14 protein-coding genes are annotated in these 19,407 nt (G+C 41.2%); 10 read left to right on the forward strand and 4 right to left on the reverse strand.

Features of this window, described 5'->3' with window-relative positions:
* Positions 1–10 precede the first annotated feature (10 nt).
* The gene (gene sat / locus I3257_RS00215) at positions 11–1,273 is read right to left on the reverse strand and encodes a sulfate adenylyltransferase (RefSeq protein WP_193007380.1); all 1,263 of its coding nucleotides are present in this window, start codon (positions 1,271–1,273) and stop codon (positions 11–13) included.
* Between the two features lie 343 nt (positions 1,274–1,616).
* Between sat and I3257_RS00220 the strand changes: the two genes are divergently transcribed.
* The 3 genes from I3257_RS00220 to I3257_RS00230 are packed head-to-tail and all read left to right on the forward strand — an operon-like array spanning position 1,617 to position 4,582.
* A complete protein-coding gene (locus I3257_RS00220) occupies positions 1,617–3,302 on the forward strand; it encodes a nitrite/sulfite reductase (protein WP_193007379.1) in 1,686 nt (561 codons plus the stop codon).
* The gene (locus I3257_RS00225; protein WP_201560870.1) at positions 3,295–3,885 is read left to right on the forward strand and encodes a DUF934 domain-containing protein; all 591 of its coding nucleotides are present in this window, start codon (positions 3,295–3,297) and stop codon (positions 3,883–3,885) included. Before I3257_RS00220 ends, I3257_RS00225 begins: the two co-directional genes overlap by 8 nt.
* A gap of 58 nt (positions 3,886–3,943) precedes the next feature.
* On the forward strand, positions 3,944–4,582 hold the full coding sequence (locus I3257_RS00230) for a phosphoadenosine phosphosulfate reductase family protein (RefSeq protein WP_193007377.1): 639 nt from the start codon (positions 3,944–3,946) through the stop codon (positions 4,580–4,582).
* Between the two features lie 158 nt (positions 4,583–4,740).
* Here the strand turns inward: I3257_RS00230 and I3257_RS00235 are convergent, their stop codons facing one another.
* On the reverse strand, positions 4,741–5,556 hold the full coding sequence (locus I3257_RS00235; RefSeq protein WP_193007376.1) for a DUF817 family protein: 816 nt from the start codon (positions 5,554–5,556) through the stop codon (positions 4,741–4,743).
* 390 nt (positions 5,557–5,946) lie between these two features.
* On the opposite strand from I3257_RS00235, the gene I3257_RS00240 reads away from it, so the two are divergent.
* Positions 5,947–6,897 carry an acetyltransferase gene (locus I3257_RS00240; RefSeq protein ID WP_193007375.1) on the forward strand — a complete coding sequence of 317 codons (951 nt, stop codon included), beginning with the start codon at positions 5,947–5,949 and terminating at the stop codon, positions 6,895–6,897.
* A gap of 145 nt (positions 6,898–7,042) precedes the next feature.
* Here the strand turns inward: I3257_RS00240 and I3257_RS00245 are convergent, their stop codons facing one another.
* Entirely contained in the window at positions 7,043–8,134 is a 1,092-nt protein-coding gene (locus I3257_RS00245) for a WG repeat-containing protein (protein ID WP_193007374.1), read from the reverse strand.
* Positions 8,135–8,344: 210 nt separating this feature from the next.
* Between I3257_RS00245 and cysG the strand changes: the two genes are divergently transcribed.
* The gene (gene cysG / locus I3257_RS00250) at positions 8,345–9,997 is read left to right on the forward strand and encodes a siroheme synthase CysG (protein ID WP_193216803.1); all 1,653 of its coding nucleotides are present in this window, start codon (positions 8,345–8,347) and stop codon (positions 9,995–9,997) included.
* A gap of 97 nt (positions 9,998–10,094) precedes the next feature.
* On the opposite strand, the gene I3257_RS00255 is transcribed toward cysG, so the two are convergent.
* Positions 10,095–10,760 (reverse strand): DUF4377 domain-containing protein, encoded by a 666-nt coding sequence (locus tag I3257_RS00255; RefSeq protein ID WP_238048444.1) that lies wholly within the window; start codon positions 10,758–10,760, stop codon positions 10,095–10,097.
* Positions 10,761–11,034: 274 nt separating this feature from the next.
* Here I3257_RS00255 and I3257_RS00260 point away from each other — a divergent pair, with 274 nt between their 5' ends.
* From I3257_RS00260 to I3257_RS00280, 5 genes are all read left to right on the forward strand, one after another.
* Positions 11,035–12,591 (forward strand): exonuclease SbcCD subunit D C-terminal domain-containing protein, encoded by a 1,557-nt coding sequence (locus tag I3257_RS00260; RefSeq protein WP_238048445.1) that lies wholly within the window; start codon positions 11,035–11,037, stop codon positions 12,589–12,591.
* Positions 12,591–14,105, forward strand: a complete 1,515-nt coding sequence (locus I3257_RS00265) for a hypothetical protein (RefSeq protein WP_193216806.1) — start codon at positions 12,591–12,593, stop codon at positions 14,103–14,105. The genes I3257_RS00260 and I3257_RS00265 overlap by 1 nt, the downstream gene beginning before the upstream one ends.
* A gap of 59 nt (positions 14,106–14,164) precedes the next feature.
* Positions 14,165–18,160: an AAA family ATPase gene (locus I3257_RS00270; RefSeq protein ID WP_238048446.1), complete on the forward strand. Its 3,996-nt coding sequence runs from the start codon at positions 14,165–14,167 to the stop codon at positions 18,158–18,160.
* Between the two features lie 37 nt (positions 18,161–18,197).
* Entirely contained in the window at positions 18,198–18,935 is a 738-nt protein-coding gene (locus I3257_RS00275) for a WG repeat-containing protein (RefSeq protein ID WP_193216808.1), read from the forward strand.
* Positions 18,936–19,025: 90 nt separating this feature from the next.
* Positions 19,026–19,295 carry a hypothetical protein gene (locus I3257_RS00280; RefSeq protein ID WP_201560876.1) on the forward strand — a complete coding sequence of 90 codons (270 nt, stop codon included), beginning with the start codon at positions 19,026–19,028 and terminating at the stop codon, positions 19,293–19,295.
* Positions 19,296–19,407: the final 112 nt, after the last annotated feature.

Here is a 19,407-nt window from a genome sequence, read left to right on the forward strand (position 1 = left end):
TGATCAGTTTTTATACGGCAGATGCACCCGTTAATTTAACCTCAGCACGCTCTTCTTTTGCGATGCCAGCATAGTAGTCACGCAAAATCTGTAATACTTCTGGGCGACTAAAGTTATCTGGTACATCTTCATCTTCCGATAGTGCTTTACGCAGCTTAGTACCTGACACTTTAACGTGTTCAGAGGCGTCATGCGGGCAAGTCTTGTCAGAGGCCATCGCATTACAAGCATTACACCAGAACGTCCAGCCAATTTTGAGCGGCTGAGTGATAAGGTCATCTTTACCAACGTGCTCAAAAATCGTTTGCGCATCAAACGCACCGTAGTAATCGCCGACACCCGCATGGTCACGACCAACAATCAGATGGCTACAGCCATAGTTTTGGCGGAATAACGCATGTAATAAGGCTTCACGTGGACCAGCATAGCGCATATCTAATGGATAACCTGCTTGAATCACCGTGTCTTGCTTGAAGTAATTATCAATCAAGGTTTTGATGGCTTCTTGACGGACTTCTGCTGGGATGTCGCCAGGTTTCAATGCGCCTAATAATGAATGAATCAGTACACCATCGCAGATCTCAATTGCGATTTTGGCCAGATATTCATGTGAGCGGTGCATCGGGTTACGCGTTTGGAAAGCCGCCACAGTCTTCCAGTTTTTCTCTTCAAAGATTTGACGTGTTTGCGCGGGCGTTTTATAGATACCAGGATAACGCGTTGGGAACTCGCCTTCGCTCAGTACTTCTACGCTACCTGCAATATTGACCTCATCTTGATCCAACACTTGCTGGACGCCTGGATGCTCTGGATCTGTGGTGGTAAATACTTGCTGACACTCGTGTTCTTTATCAATGGTATAGGTCTCTTCTACTGTTAAGATGCCCATAACTTCGCCATCTTGTGCGACCAATGCCACTTTGTCGCCTTGACTCAAATTATCCGCAGTTTCTTTTGGCGCAGACAAAGTGATAGGAATTGGCCAAAACAAGCCAGCGTTTTCACCGCTTTGCAGACGCATGTTGTCTACCACGCCCTGCCAGTCCGCTTGATTCATAAAACCATTTAACGGAGTAAAACCACCAATACCGAACATGATTAAATCACCACGCTCACGTGAGCTTAGAGTGATGGTCGGCAATGTGCTGGCAAGCTCTAATGCTTGATCACGTGCTGCACCGTTTAATAATAGTGGCTTAAGCTCTGCACTACCATGTGGTGGAACCAGCTTTGATTTGAATTGTGATTGGGTTTGGCTTTGAGTTTGAGACATATAGTTATTAAAACCTCTTATAAAAAGAATGGTTGGAAGAGATGAGCAAAAATGCAAAAGCGATTAAATGTACAAAACTGAGAAGAAAGCCGTCGCTAGATAATAAGTAGCGTACTAGCGACTGGGCATTAAATTTGATACGCATAGGCTACCTAACTTTCGTTATGAAAATTTATGCTGTGTTTGGATATGGATATGTCTGAAAGGAATTTATGTTTCTGGGTACAAGCTTATATGATGTATAGCTGAATTATTTACATTGCGAACGGCAATAAAACCTATTACACACGCAAATCATTTTCGTCGCTGATTTTAAGATTAAAAACAAAACTGAGATTACGTCATGTATCAATATAATTACGCTGACCAGACTTTGGTAGAGGAACGAGTTGCCCAATTTCGCGACCAAACCGAGCGGTTTTTGGCAGGTGAGCTGCCAGAAGAGCAGTTTTTGCCGCTGCGATTACAAAACGGCCTTTATATTCAGCGTTATGCACCGATGTTGCGTATCGCTATTCCTTACGGGCTACTTGCCAGCTACCAATTGCGAAAATTGGCTGAGATTGCCCGTAAATATGATAGAGGTTATGGACACTTCACTACCCGTACCAATATTCAGCTGAATTGGCCAAAGCTAGAAGACGTGCCAGATATTTTGGCAGAGCTGGCATCAGTACAGATGCACTCGATCCAAACCTCGGGCAACTGTATTCGTAACACAACCACCGATCCATATGCTGGTATTCATAAAGAAGAAATCGCTGATCCACGTCCCTATTGTGAGATTATCCGTCAGTGGTCAACCTTTCATCCTGAGTTTGCCTTTTTACCGCGTAAATTTAAAATTGCAGTCATCGGTACCGAAGCGGATCGCGCTGCGACACAAGTACATGATGTGGGTCTGCACGTCGTTACCAATGACGCAGGCGAGCTTGGCTTTGAAGTGATCGTTGGTGGTGGCCTCGGGCGTACGCCTATTATTGGTAAAACGATTCGCAAGTTCTTACCGCGCGAGCATTTACTCAGCTATCTCGATGCCGTTTTGCGCGTTTATAACTTGCATGGTCGCCGTGATAACAAGTACAAAGCCCGTATTAAAATTTTGGTTGATAGCTTAGGTGGCGATCAGTTTGGCAAATTGGTGGAGGCTGAGTGGGAAGCACATACTAAAGATGGCCCGCTTACCTTGACTGAAGAGAATTTTGACACCGCTGCTAGCTACTTTAGCATGCCTGATTATCAGTCATTTGATGCGCTCGCAGTACAATCAGAGTTGCAAGCACAATTGGCAGACAATAAAGATTTCGCTGATTGGTATAAGCAAAACACCGTGGCACATAAGGTGGACGGTTACCGTGCGGTAGTGATCTCTTTAAAAGCCGGACTGGTGGACGGTCGTTATGTGCCATCAGGTGACTTGAGTGATGCGCAAATGGATGCGCTTGCCGATTTGTCTGATCGTTATAGCTTTGGTGAATTGCGCGGTACGTATCAGCAAAATCTGGTATTCGCTGATGTGCAAACCAATGAGCTTTATGAATTGTGGCAGCAGCTAGCAGAATTGCATTTAGCGCGCGCCAATATCAACACCTTAACTGACATGATTGTCTGCCCAGGTTGGGACTACTGCTCGCTTGCCAATGCAACGACGCATAACATCGCTGAACAAATCGAAAAGCAGTTTGATGATTTAGATTACTTGTATGATCTTGGTGATATTCGCCTAAACATGTCAGGCTGCATGAATGCTTGCGCCCATCATCACACAGGTGATATCGGCATCTTGGGTGTGGACAAAAAAGGCGAGCACTGGTATCAGATTAGCCTTGGCGGTAACTCTAGTAATGACGCCAAATTGGGCAAAATCTTAGGAAAAGCGGTGCCAGCGGATGATGTGGCCAGCACGCTACAAACCATTTTAGATGTGTATCTCGATATACGCGGCACTAACGAACAAGATGTTGAGGGTTTTGGTGACGTGATTGACCGCGTTGGTATCGCCCCCTTTAAGGAGAAGGTCTATGGCTAATCATCATGTGCTTGATAGCCATGGCGCAGACATCAGTGGCGAAGATACTTGGCAAGCGCTAGCGACAGCGCAGCTGCCTGACGGTATCGCGTTATCAAACCTGACCTTACTTGAGCTGTTACACAAACAAGAAAAAGTTGATGTACTTGTCCCACTAGCAGATTTATTAAATGCTGATGGCAAACTGGCAAACGGTTTGCTCGCGCAAGTATTGGATATCCTCAAGCAGCACAGCAGCCGATTGGGTGTGTGGATCACATCCAACACCGATGCTGATGATCTGCCTGATGTAAAAGAATTTTTATTGACGCAAGACTTGATCGTCATTCATGTCCCAAGTTTTGTAGACGGTCGCGGTTTTAGTTTTGCACAGACCCTGCGTCAGCTTGGTTATGAAGGTGATATTCGCATGGCAGGCGCGTTTGGTCGTGATCAAATCGCTTATTTGCTGCGCGCTGGTGCTACTAGCTTTGTACTCAATGAGCATGATGCTAAATCTGATATTAGCCAAGCCTTCACTGCCCTAGCCAGTAGCTATGATGGTCGAGACGCTTCAGCATTACCGATGTTCTCAAAAAACTGATTTTATTATTCACTATCAAATCGCTATTTTTATATTAACAATTATTAAGGAATGTATTATGAGCCAATTACACCCAAACCTAGATATCGACCAAGCAAACCAAGATTTGCAAGGTAAATCACCTGAGCAAATCGTTGAGTGGGCATTGACGCAAGCCAAAAACCCAATCATCACCACCAACTTCCGTCCTTATGAGTCAGCGATCTTGCATTTGGTTGCCAAGCAGCGCCCTGACATCACCGTATTATGGGTAGATTCAGGCTATAACACCGATGCGACCTATCAGTTTGCCAACAAATTGATTCGTGATCTTGATCTCAACGTCGTGACGTATATTCCAAAACAAACCGCTGCCCATCGTGACGCCACCATGAATGGCATCCCAGGCATTGACAACCCGCAACATGGCGAGTTCACTGAACAAGTGAAACTTGAGCCATTCCGCCGCGCGCTAGATGAGCTAAAGCCTGACGTGTGGTTCAATGCCATTCGTAAAGATCAAACGGAATTCCGTCAAGGTCTTGATGTACTTAGCCTATCAAAAGATGGCGTGTTAAAAGTAGCACCATTGTTTGAAAACACTGACGCCGATTTAGATGTTTATCTCGAAGAGCATAACTTGCCGAATGAATTTGATTACTTTGATCCGACGAAAGTAGAAGAAAGCCGTGAGTGTGGTTTGCATACGCAGTTGTAATTTTAGCAGCAATCCATAAAGTAAAAGCCCTCTTATGATTTAAGAGGGCTTTTTTTATTTTCATATTCGATTCAATATTCAGTCCCACAAAATTTGAATCTATAATCCAAGCGCTAGCGCTACTGCCAAAACAATGAGAACACACGCAAGTATCAAAATTATCGAGCTAACTGCCAACCGCCTTTCTCATCCCTTTTACCCATGACTGCCAAAACCAACACTAGACTTAACATCAGTAATAAGTACCAAGAGCCCAGCTTACCCCAACCTACCATATGCCATACATTCGCTTGTGACGGATAACGCCAAATATTGGTAAAAGTAGCAATATTTTCTGCCAACCAAACCAAAAAAGCGAGGAACAACAGTAATGGTAAAAATGGACATTGATATTGCTTGGTATCACGCAATTGAAGATTATTTTTGTGATGGATTTGAAAAAACACTCTGGTTTTCCAAAATAAAACTACTGAAGCGATGAACAATATATTGCGAATATCAGGGACAAAAAACTTAGTGAAGAAGTTGGCATAAGAAAAAATAACCAATACACTCACCCATAGTAAACGTGGCAAGTCGGTAAAAGAGGCATTAAACAATCTTAAGCCACGCGCTAAAAAACTACCTACGGCCGAATACATAAAACCGGCAAAAAGTGGCACAGTGGCAATTCTAAAAATTGCTGGTTCAGGATAGTACCAAGAACCAATTTTGGGATGGGTTAAAAACAGCTCCATTGCCATGGCCATGATATGAAAAATAGCAATGACCCATACCTCACGCGGTGTCTCTAACTTGAAATAAACCAAAAAGACTTGAATAATTAAAGCGTATCCCAACAAGAGATCGTAGCGATAGATGCCAAGAACCGACCAGCTTATTTGATGAGTCAGTACAAAAGCCAATAATAAAAGGATGCCAAACAAAGCAGACGCTAAACTTAGCACGGCGCCACGCGGAATAATGTTCAACACCTTAGATTAGCACTACAATCATATTGACTACCGTTTATTGCTTTAACAGCTCGCTTAATACGCTATGGTGAACCATGACATACATCCTCCTCTTCCTCACAATAGCTTATTATATAAAGTATTCATTAGAGGCCGCCAAACTATAGCAAATACTCCGCTTAATAGACAATTTTCTATTATTTTTGAATATCTCTATCTGTATAAAGAAGTCAGCATTTGAATAATTAACGTTTCTTGAACGTTTTATTGTCTAACATTGCGGTATTCTATGGCTTGCCTCAGTGGCTGCTCGGCATTAAACCGACGCTATAAAGCCGCATCATGGACAAAGTTACTCATCCTTTTTTATTTCCTTATAGGCACTCGCGCTCATCAATATGGATATTTATTATGTCTTTTATAAAAAAAATCGATTCACTCTATGAAAAACTGCACGATAAGCTACCAGCGGTAGGCAAGACCGCCTCTTTTTTAACTGGTACGAGTGTTCTTACTGCCAATAGTGCGATGGTGGGTCTGCCCATCTGGACTTTGGGAGCGGCAAAAGTATTGACAGGAGCAAAAGCTGCGGATGATGCGCTGATTGCGATTACCAAATACTGGATTAATAGTAATAACGCCGTCATTGATCATGCCCTACCTCATAAAGACTGGCGCATTAACCTGCCTGACGACCTGAGCGAAGACAAGCAGTATCTATTGGTAAGCAACCATCAATCGTGGGTTGACACCAGCATTGTGCAATATATCAGCCAAGATACGCTGCCTCTGACACGGTTTTTTACCAAGTTTAATCTGATTTATATTCCTGTTATCGGTCAAGCCTTTTATTTCTTAGACTTTCCGATGATGAAGCGCTTTTCTGCCAAAGCGATGGCCAAGAATCCAGAGCTTAAAAAACAAAACCTGCTTGAGGCTAAGCGTGCTTGTCGTCAATTAAAGGACAAACCTTTCGCGCTATTAAACTATTTGGAAGGGACGCGCTTTACTAAAGAAAAACATGACCAACAAAAATCCCCTTATCAGCATTTGTTAAAACCACGGGCTGGCGGTTTGTCATTAGCAATTAATGCGTTAGGCACTGAGTTGGATTCTATCTTAGACGTGACCATTGTCTACCCAGACGGCGCGCCTGACTATGATGATTTATGGAAAGGCAATATTCGCCGTTTGGGCGTCGATGTGACTCGCTTAAAGATACCAGACGAATTATTTGCTGCCATCATGGACGGCGGCTATGACCGTGATGAAACCACCAAAAAAATGATGTTTGACTGGTTAGAGGATATCTGGCAACAAAAAGATGCCCGTATGACTAAGATGCTGAGTGAGTTTGAATAGGTTTTGGCATCCGGTTAAAGATGTTTGATATTCTTACGCCTATCACGTAAATCAAATGCCTTACGTGATAGGTCAAGTTCATCACAAGATCAGACTTTAGCTTAGCTCCAAATTTTTCTGTAAATAAATAGTTATAAGAGCTAAATCAATGCAGTCGCTGTCCTCGTTTATCGATATAGTAGCCTTCGCCATCTTTATAAACATAAGCTTTGCCGTCAAGGAAGGAGTCAACTTGATCATAATCAAAGGGAATGACTGTCTGTCCTGCTTTATTTAGATAACCACCTTTACCATTTTTATGAACTGCAACCAGACCTTCAGAGAACTTGTCACTCAAATTATAAATTAAAGGAATGACGATATTGCCTTTTTTATCAATAAATCCCATTTTATATCTTTCGACTGTACCGACCTCGTACGTTGTTTTATAAGCATTATTAACCAATGCTAAGCCGTCAGAAAACTTACCAGCGGAATCATAAGAAAAGTCAATAATTCCTTCACCTAGTTTATTGATATATCCGTATTTTTTGTGAAGCTTGACTGGCGCTAGACCTTCTTGAAAGCTACTGGCGTAATCATATTGTAAAGAAATAATTTGCTCACCCTTATTGTTAAAGAAACCCCACTTGTCATCTTTAGCAACAGCAACCAAACCTTCTATTAAATAATTTACATTATCGTATTCTATCGGTATGACTAGCTTGCCTTTATCATTCATAAAGCCCCACTTATCATCCTTTTGTACGCTAACCAATCCCTCTGAAAACCCACCTACTTCATCATATATTATAGGAATAACGACTTTATTTTTTTTATTGACGTAACCCCATTTCCCACCTTTACTGACGGCTATTAGATTAAATTCAAAGCTGGGACTCACTTCATCATATTCTATGGGGATTATTTGTTCATTCATTTTGTTAATTAAGCCCCACTTACCATTCAGGCTGACTCGCGATAATCCTTTAAAAAAAGCATTGGCATCGTCATACTTAACTGGAATAACTATCTTATTATTCTTATCAATAAAACCATATTTATCATCTTGCTCTATTCTTGCCATCCCTTCATAAAAATCATTATCGCTCTCATAAACCATTTCCTTTGTATCGTCTTTCTCTAATTTAGACTCTAAATTGGTTGCGGCTTGACCATTTAGCATCAAACCAAAGGATAATCCAAATATAGCAAAAGAATATGTTATTGGTTTTCTGCGATTATTGTTCAGAATCATGGTTCTTATCTTCACTATTTAAATTTCAAGACTGAAATTATGTCTTATATTGACTAAGATTGCACATTCTAATCTATTCCCTTTTACACCAAAAACCCTCACCAACATGACAAAAACGAATATGCTAATGCCAATTCGCTACGTGAGCGTATGCCTGTGATACATCATAATAGCGACATACCTTACATTGAATGAATTACAGGTAATCCTATGAACACCTTTCCATTATTTTTTAAATTAGAAGGTCGCAAAGTACTTATCGTCGGCGGCGGCGATGTGGCGCTACGTAAAGCGGATTTGCTCAGCCGTGCTGGCGCGTGTATTATTGTCCTTGCACCAAGCATTAGCCACGAAATACAAGCCTTGTTAAGTGATAGCAAGCACGAATTGATTTATAAAAACTATAATAAAACCTATATGACAGACTCGCGCGTCATTATTGCTGCCACTGACGATGAGACACTTAACCATCAAATACATGCTGATGCCACTGAGCTAAACATTCCAGTTAATGTAGTCGATACGCCCCATTTGTGCGATTTTATCTTCCCCGCGATTGTTGATCGCAATCCAATCGTGATTGGCATATCGTCAAACGGCAAAGCGCCAGTGCTGGCACGTCTATTGCGAGCACGCCTCGAAACCTTGATTCCGCAAGGTTATGGTAAATTGGCCAAGCTGGCTGGCGAGTTTCGAAGTGAAGTCAAAGCCAAAATTCCAACATTGACGGGACGTCGACAGTTTTGGGAGCGTGCCTTTGAGGGTCAAGTCAGTCAGCTGATGTTTGCCGGTAATGAAAAGGAAGCAGCTGCGCAATTAAAGTTAGATCTAGATAGCACCACTGCGGCAATCACTGCAAAAAATACCGCAGATGATAATGCGCTTAGCACTGTTGCGGAATCCGCTTCAACCTCTGCTCCCGTGATATCAGATGCGCCAATAGAAACAGAAAACGCTATAGGCGAAGTCTATATCGTTGGTGCAGGCCCAGGTGACCCAGAGCTGCTCACTTTTAAAGCGCTGCGTTTGATGCAACAAGCGGATATCGTCTACTATGATGCGCTCGTCTCACCACAAGTATTAGACCTATGCCGCCGTGATGCTGATAAAGTGTTTGTTGGCAAAAAACGTAGCAATCATGCTGTGGCGCAATTGGGCATCAATGAGTTGTTGGTCAATAGCGCAAAAGAAGGTCGCCGTGTGGTGCGCCTAAAAGGCGGTGATCCCTTCATCTTTGGACGTGGCGGCGAAGAAATTGAGAGTTTGCGTGCGCACAGTATCCCTTATCAAGTCGTACCTGGTATTACCGCTGCCAATGCCGCCGCAAGCTATGCTGGCATTCCATTGACTCACCGTGACCATTCGCAGTCGGTGCGTTTTGTCACTGGATTTTTAAAGGCTGGCGCACCCAATAGCAATTTTAAGAGCTTTTTGAATACGGATGAAACAGTCGTCTTTTATATGGGGTTGCATTCGCTGGCGCGTTTGACGACAGGCTTGATTGATGCAGGGCGCAGTAGCGACACCCCAATCGCCATCGTCTCCAATGCCAGTATGCCCAATCAGCAGGTATTAACGGGAACGCTTGCCGACATCGTTGAGTTGCAAGAAAAAAATCAGCTACCCACGCCAGCCTTGCTCATTATGGGAGACGTGGTCGCACTCCATCATGATTTGGCTTGGTATAATTTGCAAAATCAGCAGAAAAACAACAAGAGTGACACTACAGCTAGTAACTGGCTACGTGGTGGCACAGCGGCTACACCAAAGGCAGATCATACCAGCCAGCAAGCCCATGCGTTATCAATGGTGGCCAATTTAGCAACGGCTGATGATGGTTTGGAGCAGTTAGTGATTGGTTGAAGTATGATTTTAAATTTCCAAAAAGCCCTGCCAGTAGATTAGCAGGGCTTTTGAGTATAACGCTATTGATCTTTTATGAGCTATTCGTTTTTAACAATTAAGATTTGGTCTTTCGTTTCTCAATGACTTTTATTAGCGTGCTATGAATTGATGATGCATCAGCAGGCGGATTGCTAATAGGTGTATTCTTGATGAGCAAAGTGTATTCATAATTAGGTTCAAAATCAAAACCTTCTATACCACTATATCGATACTCCCAGTCGGCGTTAGCTTGTTCAGCAGGCTTAGTCAGTAAACATGATTGCTGCGCAACACCGACACAGTCTACTTGATGGTCAGCGATGATGATTTTACGTAAAACATAAGGCATCGCATGGACAGTAATGTGGCGCTTACTATCTATCTCTGATTGTAATGTCGATTGCTCTCCCATCACTTCAACATAATCGCCTATGGTTAATTTCTGCATTTGATGGGCGTTTTTCTGAGCAAAGTTGGCTTTACTGATTTCTGCGGTATACGTCTGTCCATCCTGAGCGACGATAGTGACTTTTTGCTGCTCTCTGTCTTGCGAGATGACGTCAATCACTTGACCAATGATTGCGTCAGAATGACTCGGTTTGATCGAATGGAAAAACGCGGTGCTATCTTTTATTTGACTCACACTGGTTTTATTATTCATATTTGCTTGCTCATAACTGCTACAAGCAGCCAAAGAGGAAGTGGCAATTAAAGCCAATGTGCATAATCTGATCAACGACATAACATACCCTTATATTAATAATGGCTTGGATGTTACTAAATATGGACCTTTTCTAGTACCATTCATTTGTTACTTAATACTATTAAAAATCCGCTTTGTTAATCAGCTTTTTTAAATAGCCATTATTTTTAATAAACGATCATCGTTTCATTTACGGCTAAATGTCACTACTCATTCTTATCTACTTTGCTTTACTGGTAAGTTTATAACAAAGCAAATCGCACCAATTCTTGCTAGAATAATCGATGTCTTTTATCCATCATGAAACTCAATTATGCCTGTATCTACTACCAAACCTCTCACTATCCTTCATACTTCCGACTGGCATTTGGGGCGCAGGCTTTATGGACGAATGCGTTATGCCGAATTTGAGTCGTTTTTAGATTGGTTGCAAGACACCATTAGCCTACAGAAAGTGGATATACTAATCGTTGCTGGTGATATCTTTGACACCATGACCCCAAGCAATAGAGCTCAAGCGCTATATTATGGATTTTTAGGTAAGGTTTCAAAATCATGCTGTCAACATATCGTTGTTGTGGCAGGTAACCACGATTCACCTACATTTTTAGATGCGCCCAATCAAGTATTAAAGTTTTTAAACGTACATGTCATTGGTATGGCTTGTGAAGACTTAAATGATGAAGTGTTGGTTCTAAATGACGAGCACGATATTCCGTATTGTATCGTGACTGCCGTCCCCTATTTACGTGACCGTGATGTTAGAAGTAGTGGTGCTGGCGAGTCGGCTGATAGCAAAGATGCCAATGTCATCAAAGGCATTCGTGCTCATTACGATGAAGTGGCTAGCATTGCCAAAGCCAAGCAATATGAGCTTACTGAGACTATTGAGCACCATGTTCATAATGTTCCTATTATTGCTACAGGGCATTTATTTGCGGCTGGTGGCAGTACAACAGCAGATGATGGCGTACGTGACTTATATGTCGGTAACTTAGGTAAAATATCTGCCGATATGTTTGATGAGTGCTTTGATTATGTGGCGCTTGGACACTTGCATGTGCCGCAGCGCGTTGGAGGACGTGAGCATATTCGCTATTCAGGCTCGCCTATTGCCATGGGTTTTGGCGAAGCTCGCCAGCAAAAACAGGTATTATTGGTACGGTTTGGTAATGAAAAATTCATGAATGATAGTGTTATTAATAGCTCAGACCTACAAACGGAAGTTACTCCTGCGGAAAATAAGAAAACCTTGAGCAGTACTAAGAGCAATAACGACTTTATGGATGACTTATTTGGCTTTGAAGATACTTCTAAAGAGGAAGTTATATCGTTATCAGAATCAGAAAGTAACGACCCTCTAAGTAGTAATCACCAGTTATTACCTCAACTTACGAGAGATAAAAACCCTAGTAAAGATTCGACATTGCTGCATCACGACACTGACCGTGACATGCAAGTCCTCTCTGTCCCCATTCCTTGTTTTCAGTCATTAGCGCAAGTCTCAGGTGATATGCAAACCATTGAGACAACCATTCATACGCTGACGCAGTCGTGCTCATCGTTAGAGTCAACTTGGCTTGAAGTTATTTATACTGGCGATGACATTGTTGCCAATCTGCGTGAACAAATAGAAGCTATAGTAGACGGCTTGCCATGTGAGGTACTGAAAATCAAAAACCTTTCCACTTATGATAAGGTGCTCAATCAAGAGTCAGCCTCTGAAACCTTACAAGATTTAAATGAGTTAGAAGTATTTGAACGCTGTCTGACGCTTAATGAGGTAACAGACGCGCAGAAGCTGAGCCTACGCGACGCTTATGAGCAAATACTGCATGCCATTCATCATACAGACAGTAGAGCAGAATAATGACCGAACAAAATTGGGATACAAAGTACGAAAAATTAAAACCGATTATTGATTGGGCTATTAAAAATAATATTTCAGAAGACATTATTCCAAGAAGCGTCAGACAATTGGATCAAGTCACAGAAATAAATATGGCGTCCAAGCAAATAAATGATCTGCCCGATAGTTTTGGCAATCTTATTAACCTTACTACGCTTGATGTGAGCCTTAACAACTTAACGACCTTACCTGATAATTTTAGCAACCTTATTAATCTCACTAAGCTTAACCTGAATTTTAATAGTTTGAAGAATCTGCCTGATAGTATAGCTAGCCTGACACAACTAACTCAGTTAGCTTTTGCAAATAATACGTTAACACACTTACCCAGTTGTATTTACAACCTTACTAAACTAGAAGTTCTTGAAGCTTCTGATTGTGGATTACTTGAACTACCAAGCTGGATTGGTGCACTACAGCAACTAAAAACACTAAGTGTACATGAAAATAACCTCTCCTCTCTGCCTGATAGCATTGGTGATCTCACCGCGCTGGACGAGCTGATGCTATCTGACAATAAACTCAAAGAATTACCAGATAGTATGAACAAATTAACCCAGCTTTCACTACTGAGTATTGGTAACAACAGCTTCAGTCAATTCCCTGAAATCATTACTGAGCTTTATCTATTAGAGCATCTTGAAATCTCTGAAAACAACCTGTCTCACATACCTAATGATATTAGTAAGCTTACCGAGCTATCTATCATTAATGCTAGCGATAACAATCTTACTCAATTTCCTGAAGCTTTGTATAATGTTCCTTCACTAGTAAATATTCATCTGCCTAATAATCAGATATCAAGTATCACATCTAATATCTCTAATTTGACACAATTACACACGCTTAATCTGGATTTTAATCAGCTCACTGAACTTCCAAGATGCACACAAGTAACACTGCTTAGCGTAAATAACAACCAAATTGAGCGATTACCCAATAGTTTTAGGGATTTTTCTGAGTTATACGGATTGTCGTTGAATAATAATAAAATCACTGAGTTTCCAAATGACATTCAAGTAGGTCTATTAACACTTAGTGGTAATAAAATATCCATATTACCTGACAGTATTGGCAATATATCGACGTTGACTGTTCTAGCACTCGAAAACAATCAAATAACCACATTGCCTAGTAATATAGGCTGTCTCCATCAATTAGCAGTTCTTTTACTAGACAATAATCAACTCACTGAACTTCCAGATAGCATTGGTGATTTAATAGAGTTAGAGCAACTGACACTAGACAACAATCAACTTAATGAGTTTCCAGATAGTATTGGCCAGCTAACTAACCTCAGTGTACTTAATTTTGAACACAATAATATTAAAGTGCTACCTAAAAGCTTTCAAAAATTAATTCAGTTACCCAGCCTTATTGTCATCTTGGATGACTACAAACCCTCTATATTCAAATCTATAAGTAATTTTATTTTCCGTTTTTTTATCAAGCCTTTTAAGCGAATCCCTGCTTAATAATGATGACAAAAAATAAAACACCCTAATTTTACTACCAAATTTTATAAGACCCTGCCATGCGCCTAATAGAATTACGCCTAAAAAACCTAAACTCGCTCAAAGGCGAGTGGCTTATTGACTTCACCGACCCCGCTTTTATTAGCGAAGGTATTTTTGCCATTACCGGACATACTGGCGCTGGCAAGACTACCATTTTGGATGCGATTTGCTTAGCGCTATACAGTCAGACTCCGAGACTGGGTGATATCACAGGTGCATCTAATGAGATGATGACCCAAGGTACTGGCGAGTGTTCAGCTGAAGTGGTTATAGAAATTGGCGGTAAGCATTATCGCTGCTTTTGGTATCAGCATCGCGCGCATAAAAAACCCAAAGGCAAGCTTGCCTCTATTATCCATGAGATCAGTGACGTTGAAACAGATGATATCTTAGAGGATGCTAAGTCTAAAACAGCGCCGTTTATCAAAGAACTCATTGGCATGGATTTTAGCCAATTTACGCGCTCAATTATGTTGGCGCAAGGTGGTTTTGCTGCTTTTTTAAAATCAGATACATGGGAAAGAGCCGCTATTTTAGAGAAAATAACTGGCACTGATATTTATGCGCAAATATCTAAAAATGTCTTTGAGAAAAAACGGGATAAGGAGCATGAGCTTGCTAAATTGCAAGCTGGTGTGGATAGCTTACCCTTATTGAGTGCTGAAAACGAAGCACAACTGATAACAGAACTACAAACGCAGCAAAGCTTACAAACAACGCAGCAGCAAGACTTTGATACCATCACTAAGCAACTGGGCTGGCTAGATGACGTTGCGAAATTAAAGCAAAGCTTAGCGCAAAATCTCACCGCACTGACTAACGCCACACAAGATGAGCAAGACTTTGTTCCCAATGCTTTGCGTCTAAATGCGGCCAATAAGGCGCTTGAGATTGAAGGCGCTTTTCAAGCACTGACGCACAGTCGTGATATAAGCAAACAACTCAGCAATGAACAACAGGATTTACTTGATAAAATCCCTACTCAAACAACATTATTAGAGCAAGCGACCACGACTTTTAACGTTGCCAATACCTCTGAATCCCAACTGGAAAATGAGCTACGCGATACCCAGCCCATCATCGATAGCGTGCGAAAAATCGATACCAAAATACAGCAGCACACACATACGTTAGCCGCTGATAATCAGCGCAAAAACATCTTATCATCGAGTATCCAGCGCTTATCACAAGAAATAATGATACATCAAACAGCAGAGCAAGATATTAAGAGTGAGCTGACTCGTATCGCAAGCTATCTAGGCGAGCGTAGTGCGCTAAATAATATTGATAGCGATATTATTACCTTTAATAATAATTGCACTCGTATGAAATCATTGCTACAGAGCAATATTCAATCAAGTGACAATAAACAGGCGTATCAACACTCAAATAGCCAGTTGCAACAACAACTTTCGACTCTCAATCAGCAACAAGAAGCAGATAACAAGCTTATTGAGCAAAAACAACAAGTACTTAAAGAATTACAACAGCAGCAAACGGCATTATTAGAAGATAAGTCACCAAATGAGCTACGTGCTGATATTGATTATATAGACACGCTTACTCAGCACAGTGAACAAATACGCCTTGGACTCCAGCAACTGGCTGACGTTTCAGAAAGAATAACTATTGTTAGCGCAGCTGTGCCAGATATCCAACAAGCATTGAATACGCTTAGAGATATAATAACTAATCATGAATCAGCTATTAAAGGCGAAAAAACTCAACGCCAAGACAAGCAAGACTATCTTGAAGCACTACAGAAAGTTGCTAATCTTGAGAATTATATTATCGAGTTACAGGATGGCATGCCATGTCCATTATGCGGAGCGCTTGAACACCCCTACGGACAGCAGCACCCACTATTAGAAAGTCATAATAGCCAACATGAGACCTCATTAACGGAACAAACACGGCAACAGATTATTAATATTGATATGCGTATAGATAATATGACGCACGAATTATCAGATTGTCAAAGTCAATATGCTGGCAAACAAAACCAGCTGCAAAATGAAAGCAATCAACTCGCCACATTACGCATGCAAGCGCAAACGCTTTGTAGCGATATCAATAGCTATATCGAAAATAATATCAATTCTGACACTGACACTGACACTGCTATCAACACTATTGTTCAGCCTATAAGTGATATGAATAATAAAATACTGTCAGTTACTCAGTATTTAGCTGGCGATGCTGCCGACAGTATAAGCACAGACCCACAGTTGCTTAGCCATTTATTATCTACCGTCAACGATGTTAAAGCAGCACTGAGCCAAGAAAAAGAAAGGATCAAAAGTACGCTTAACCAATATGACAGCTTCACTCAAACACTGTCTGAGACGACCGAAGCGCTTGATAATACTCAAAAACAACAGCAGCACTATCATAATGATAATCATAAGATAACCACTGATATTAGGCTCAACACTCAACGAATAGACGACATAGATCGCGTGCTACAGGCAAGTTTTGTGGAGCTGACCACAGTAATAGCTGCGGTAGCGACTGTGGTAGAAACCTATCCGGCTGATCAATATCAAAATCATTTAAGCAAGATATCTGATAATGATTCAACCCATAGTGTAATAACAGATTCTACTGCAATAAAAAATACTTTATCAATATTAAACAATAGCATTCAAGATAAAATAGTTGTTAATCAACAGGATAGTGATACATATATTGGTCATTTGCGCCAGCTAAGTTTGGGTTTAAAACAGCTGAAACAGTACTTTCATGCTCAAAAAGACAGCGCCCAAACCTTACAAACGGAAAGTAGTAAATTAACCACTCTAATTGAGGCCAAGCAAGTACAGTTGGATAATGAAAATACTGAGCTTAATAAGCTTAACAACAGTATCGAAGAACAAACAACAGCGCTTAAGCAATTACAAGACGATAGAACACAGAAATTCACTGATAAAGATCCTGATGAAGAAAGCAATCGTTTGCATACAGCACTTGATAACGCGAAGTCCAAAAAGGTAGAAGCACAAAGGCAACGAGATAATAACGAGCAGTTGCTGTTGCAACTACAGAATCGTGCCCAACAACTATCAACTGATCTTAGTAAGATTTCTATCACGCTTAGCACACAGGAAAGTGAGTTTTCAAGCGTGTTAATACAATCGCAGTTCGATACTGAAACTGATTTTTTTAACGCTCGTCTGCCGAAAGCGACACGTGATACGCTCCAACAGCAATACGCCTCTATTGAACAGGCTTTAAATCATGCCAACATGCAATTAAAACAGACGCAGCATGCATTCGATGAAAAGGTATCTTTGGCATTAACTGAGCTGACAGATGAGAATCGAGACAGTCTTGCCAGTAAGCATACTGAACTCAAGTTAGAGAATGAGCAGCGATTGGGCGCAATTGGGGCAATTAAGCAGCGACTAATAGACAATGAACAACAAAAAGTGGCGCAAACAACGCAAAATATTGCCATAAATGCTCAAAAAGAAGCCTTACAAGTGTGGCAGCAGCTGTATGAGCTTATCGGTTCAGCAGATGGTAAAAAATATCGCAATTTTGCACAAGGTTTAACCTTTAAAATTATGATTGACCATGCCAATATTCAATTGAAGAAAATGAGTGACCGCTATTTGCTAACACCCGATATTAATAATCCGCTAGAGCTCAACGTTATTGATAATTATCAAGGCGGTGATATTCGTAGTACCAAGAACCTATCAGGTGGCGAAGGTTTTATTATCAGTCTCGCTCTAGCGCTTGGCTTATCACAAATGGCCAGCCAAAATACGCGGGTCGATTCACTGTTTTTGGATGAAGGTTTTGGCACGCTTGATGAGGAGTCATTAGATATTGCCCTCGACACCTTAACCAACTTGCAACAAGAAGGTAAAATCATTGGTATCATCTCTCATGTGCAAGCGCTGAAAGCACGCATTTTTACCCAAATTCACGTGAAGAAGCTCTCAGGTGGTTATAGTGAAATAAGTGGTCAAGGCTGTAGTAGAGTCACCACTAAAGATGCTGTTTAAAGTGTGAAAGAGATGAAAGGACTATGATGATATTATTATGATGCTAAGTAGAGTTATACAGAGTGTGGGTAACGCAAAGATTGCTAACGCCCTGCCCGTTGTTTTAGTTGGAGTCTTGGTTATCGCGACTGGCACCGCTCAGGCAACCATCAGCTGCGCTGGTTATTTACCGAATAGCTATTTTGAGCGTATTGAAACTAACGTACCCTTTGCTGGCAAGTTAGTCGAATTAACAGATGGGTCGCAGCAGCTACAAGATTTAAATGGCACCGTTATTCTCGATGGATTGACAGACGGCTATATATTGATGGATAAGTATTTATTGGCTCAGAAAAACGGAAAATATGGTGTCGTAAACGCAGCTGGCAAGATAATTGTGCCTTTTGAGTATGACGATATTCAAACTGAACCTGATATAACGACCAGCTTTATTGTCAGCGTTAAGTCATCAGAGGGCAATACCAAACAAGGTATTATCAATCGTCATGGCGAGTGGGTTTATCCGTTAGCAAACGCTCATATCCAGCATGCGCACTATGATCCTGATTATGACCAAGATTATTTTTTAGTAACGGATAATGCAGCGAGCAATCATAAAAGTCTGACAGGACTACTTGATGATAAAGGCTACTGGGCGGTGATGCCGCAGTACGAAGCCATTAATCCGCTTAACGCTTGTACGGGTCAGCCTTTATATCTGCAAGTAAGTTTGCAAGGTGAGACCGCACTGATTGACCAAAATAATGACGTCATCATTCCATTTGCAGCCAATTAGCATATAGAGTCCTTTAATAATAACGCCAATCCACTACTATTTTTGCGCAGCAGCTTATCTCATGAGATTACTGATGACATAGCGACTGCTATGAGTGAAGATATCCAAGAGTATATTATTAGTGCCGACATTGTTGCTGCTAATGGTAAGCTGACTTTTTCCTCTAATGCGCCTATTAGAAAACTGCTCTATCATCAGCTTTATACCTTTAAACAGGCTGGCAAGGTTGGGCTGATTAATGATAAAGGTGACGTGATACTAACACCCAAATTTGACAGTTATCGCGATGACGCGGATAAAGTATGGTTTGAGAACAATGGAAAATTGGTACGTTTAAATACCCTGATAACAGTAGAGTAAATATCTAATTTTGGTACTTTGTAGATACGATCGATAGTATTAATCAATAAAAAACCCCACCGTTAGCTTATAACGGTGGGGTTTTATGTCAAAGACCATTGATTTATTTAGG

Source organism: Psychrobacter sp. Ps7 (assembly GCF_022129225.1).
GTDB lineage: Bacteria > Pseudomonadota > Gammaproteobacteria > Pseudomonadales > Moraxellaceae > Psychrobacter > Psychrobacter immobilis_A.

What these genes read in the sequence shown, in the direction of transcription:
- I3257_RS00245 (WP_193007374.1), bottom strand. Translation starts at nt 8,134, where the DNA reads ATGATTCTGAACAATAATCGCAGAAAACCAATAACATATTCTTTTGCT.
- I3257_RS00240 (WP_193007375.1), top strand. Translation starts at nt 5,947, where the DNA reads ATGTCTTTTATAAAAAAAATCGATTCACTCTATGAAAAACTGCACGAT.
- I3257_RS00255 (WP_238048444.1), bottom strand. Translation starts at nt 10,760, where the DNA reads ATGTCGTTGATCAGATTATGCACATTGGCTTTAATTGCCACTTCCTCT.
- sat (WP_193007380.1), bottom strand. Translation starts at nt 1,273, where the DNA reads ATGTCTCAAACTCAAAGCCAAACCCAATCACAATTCAAATCAAAGCTG.
- I3257_RS00220 (WP_193007379.1), top strand. Translation starts at nt 1,617, where the DNA reads ATGTATCAATATAATTACGCTGACCAGACTTTGGTAGAGGAACGAGTT.
- I3257_RS00230 (WP_193007377.1), top strand. Translation starts at nt 3,944, where the DNA reads ATGAGCCAATTACACCCAAACCTAGATATCGACCAAGCAAACCAAGAT.
- I3257_RS00260 (WP_238048445.1), top strand. Translation starts at nt 11,035, where the DNA reads ATGCCTGTATCTACTACCAAACCTCTCACTATCCTTCATACTTCCGAC.
- I3257_RS00265 (WP_193216806.1), top strand. Translation starts at nt 12,591, where the DNA reads ATGACCGAACAAAATTGGGATACAAAGTACGAAAAATTAAAACCGATT.
- I3257_RS00280 (WP_201560876.1), top strand. Translation starts at nt 19,026, where the DNA reads ATGAGTGAAGATATCCAAGAGTATATTATTAGTGCCGACATTGTTGCT.
- I3257_RS00270 (WP_238048446.1), top strand. Translation starts at nt 14,165, where the DNA reads ATGCGCCTAATAGAATTACGCCTAAAAAACCTAAACTCGCTCAAAGGC.
- I3257_RS00275 (WP_193216808.1), top strand. Translation starts at nt 18,198, where the DNA reads ATGATGCTAAGTAGAGTTATACAGAGTGTGGGTAACGCAAAGATTGCT.
- I3257_RS00225 (WP_201560870.1), top strand. Translation starts at nt 3,295, where the DNA reads ATGGCTAATCATCATGTGCTTGATAGCCATGGCGCAGACATCAGTGGC.
- cysG (WP_193216803.1), top strand. Translation starts at nt 8,345, where the DNA reads ATGAACACCTTTCCATTATTTTTTAAATTAGAAGGTCGCAAAGTACTT.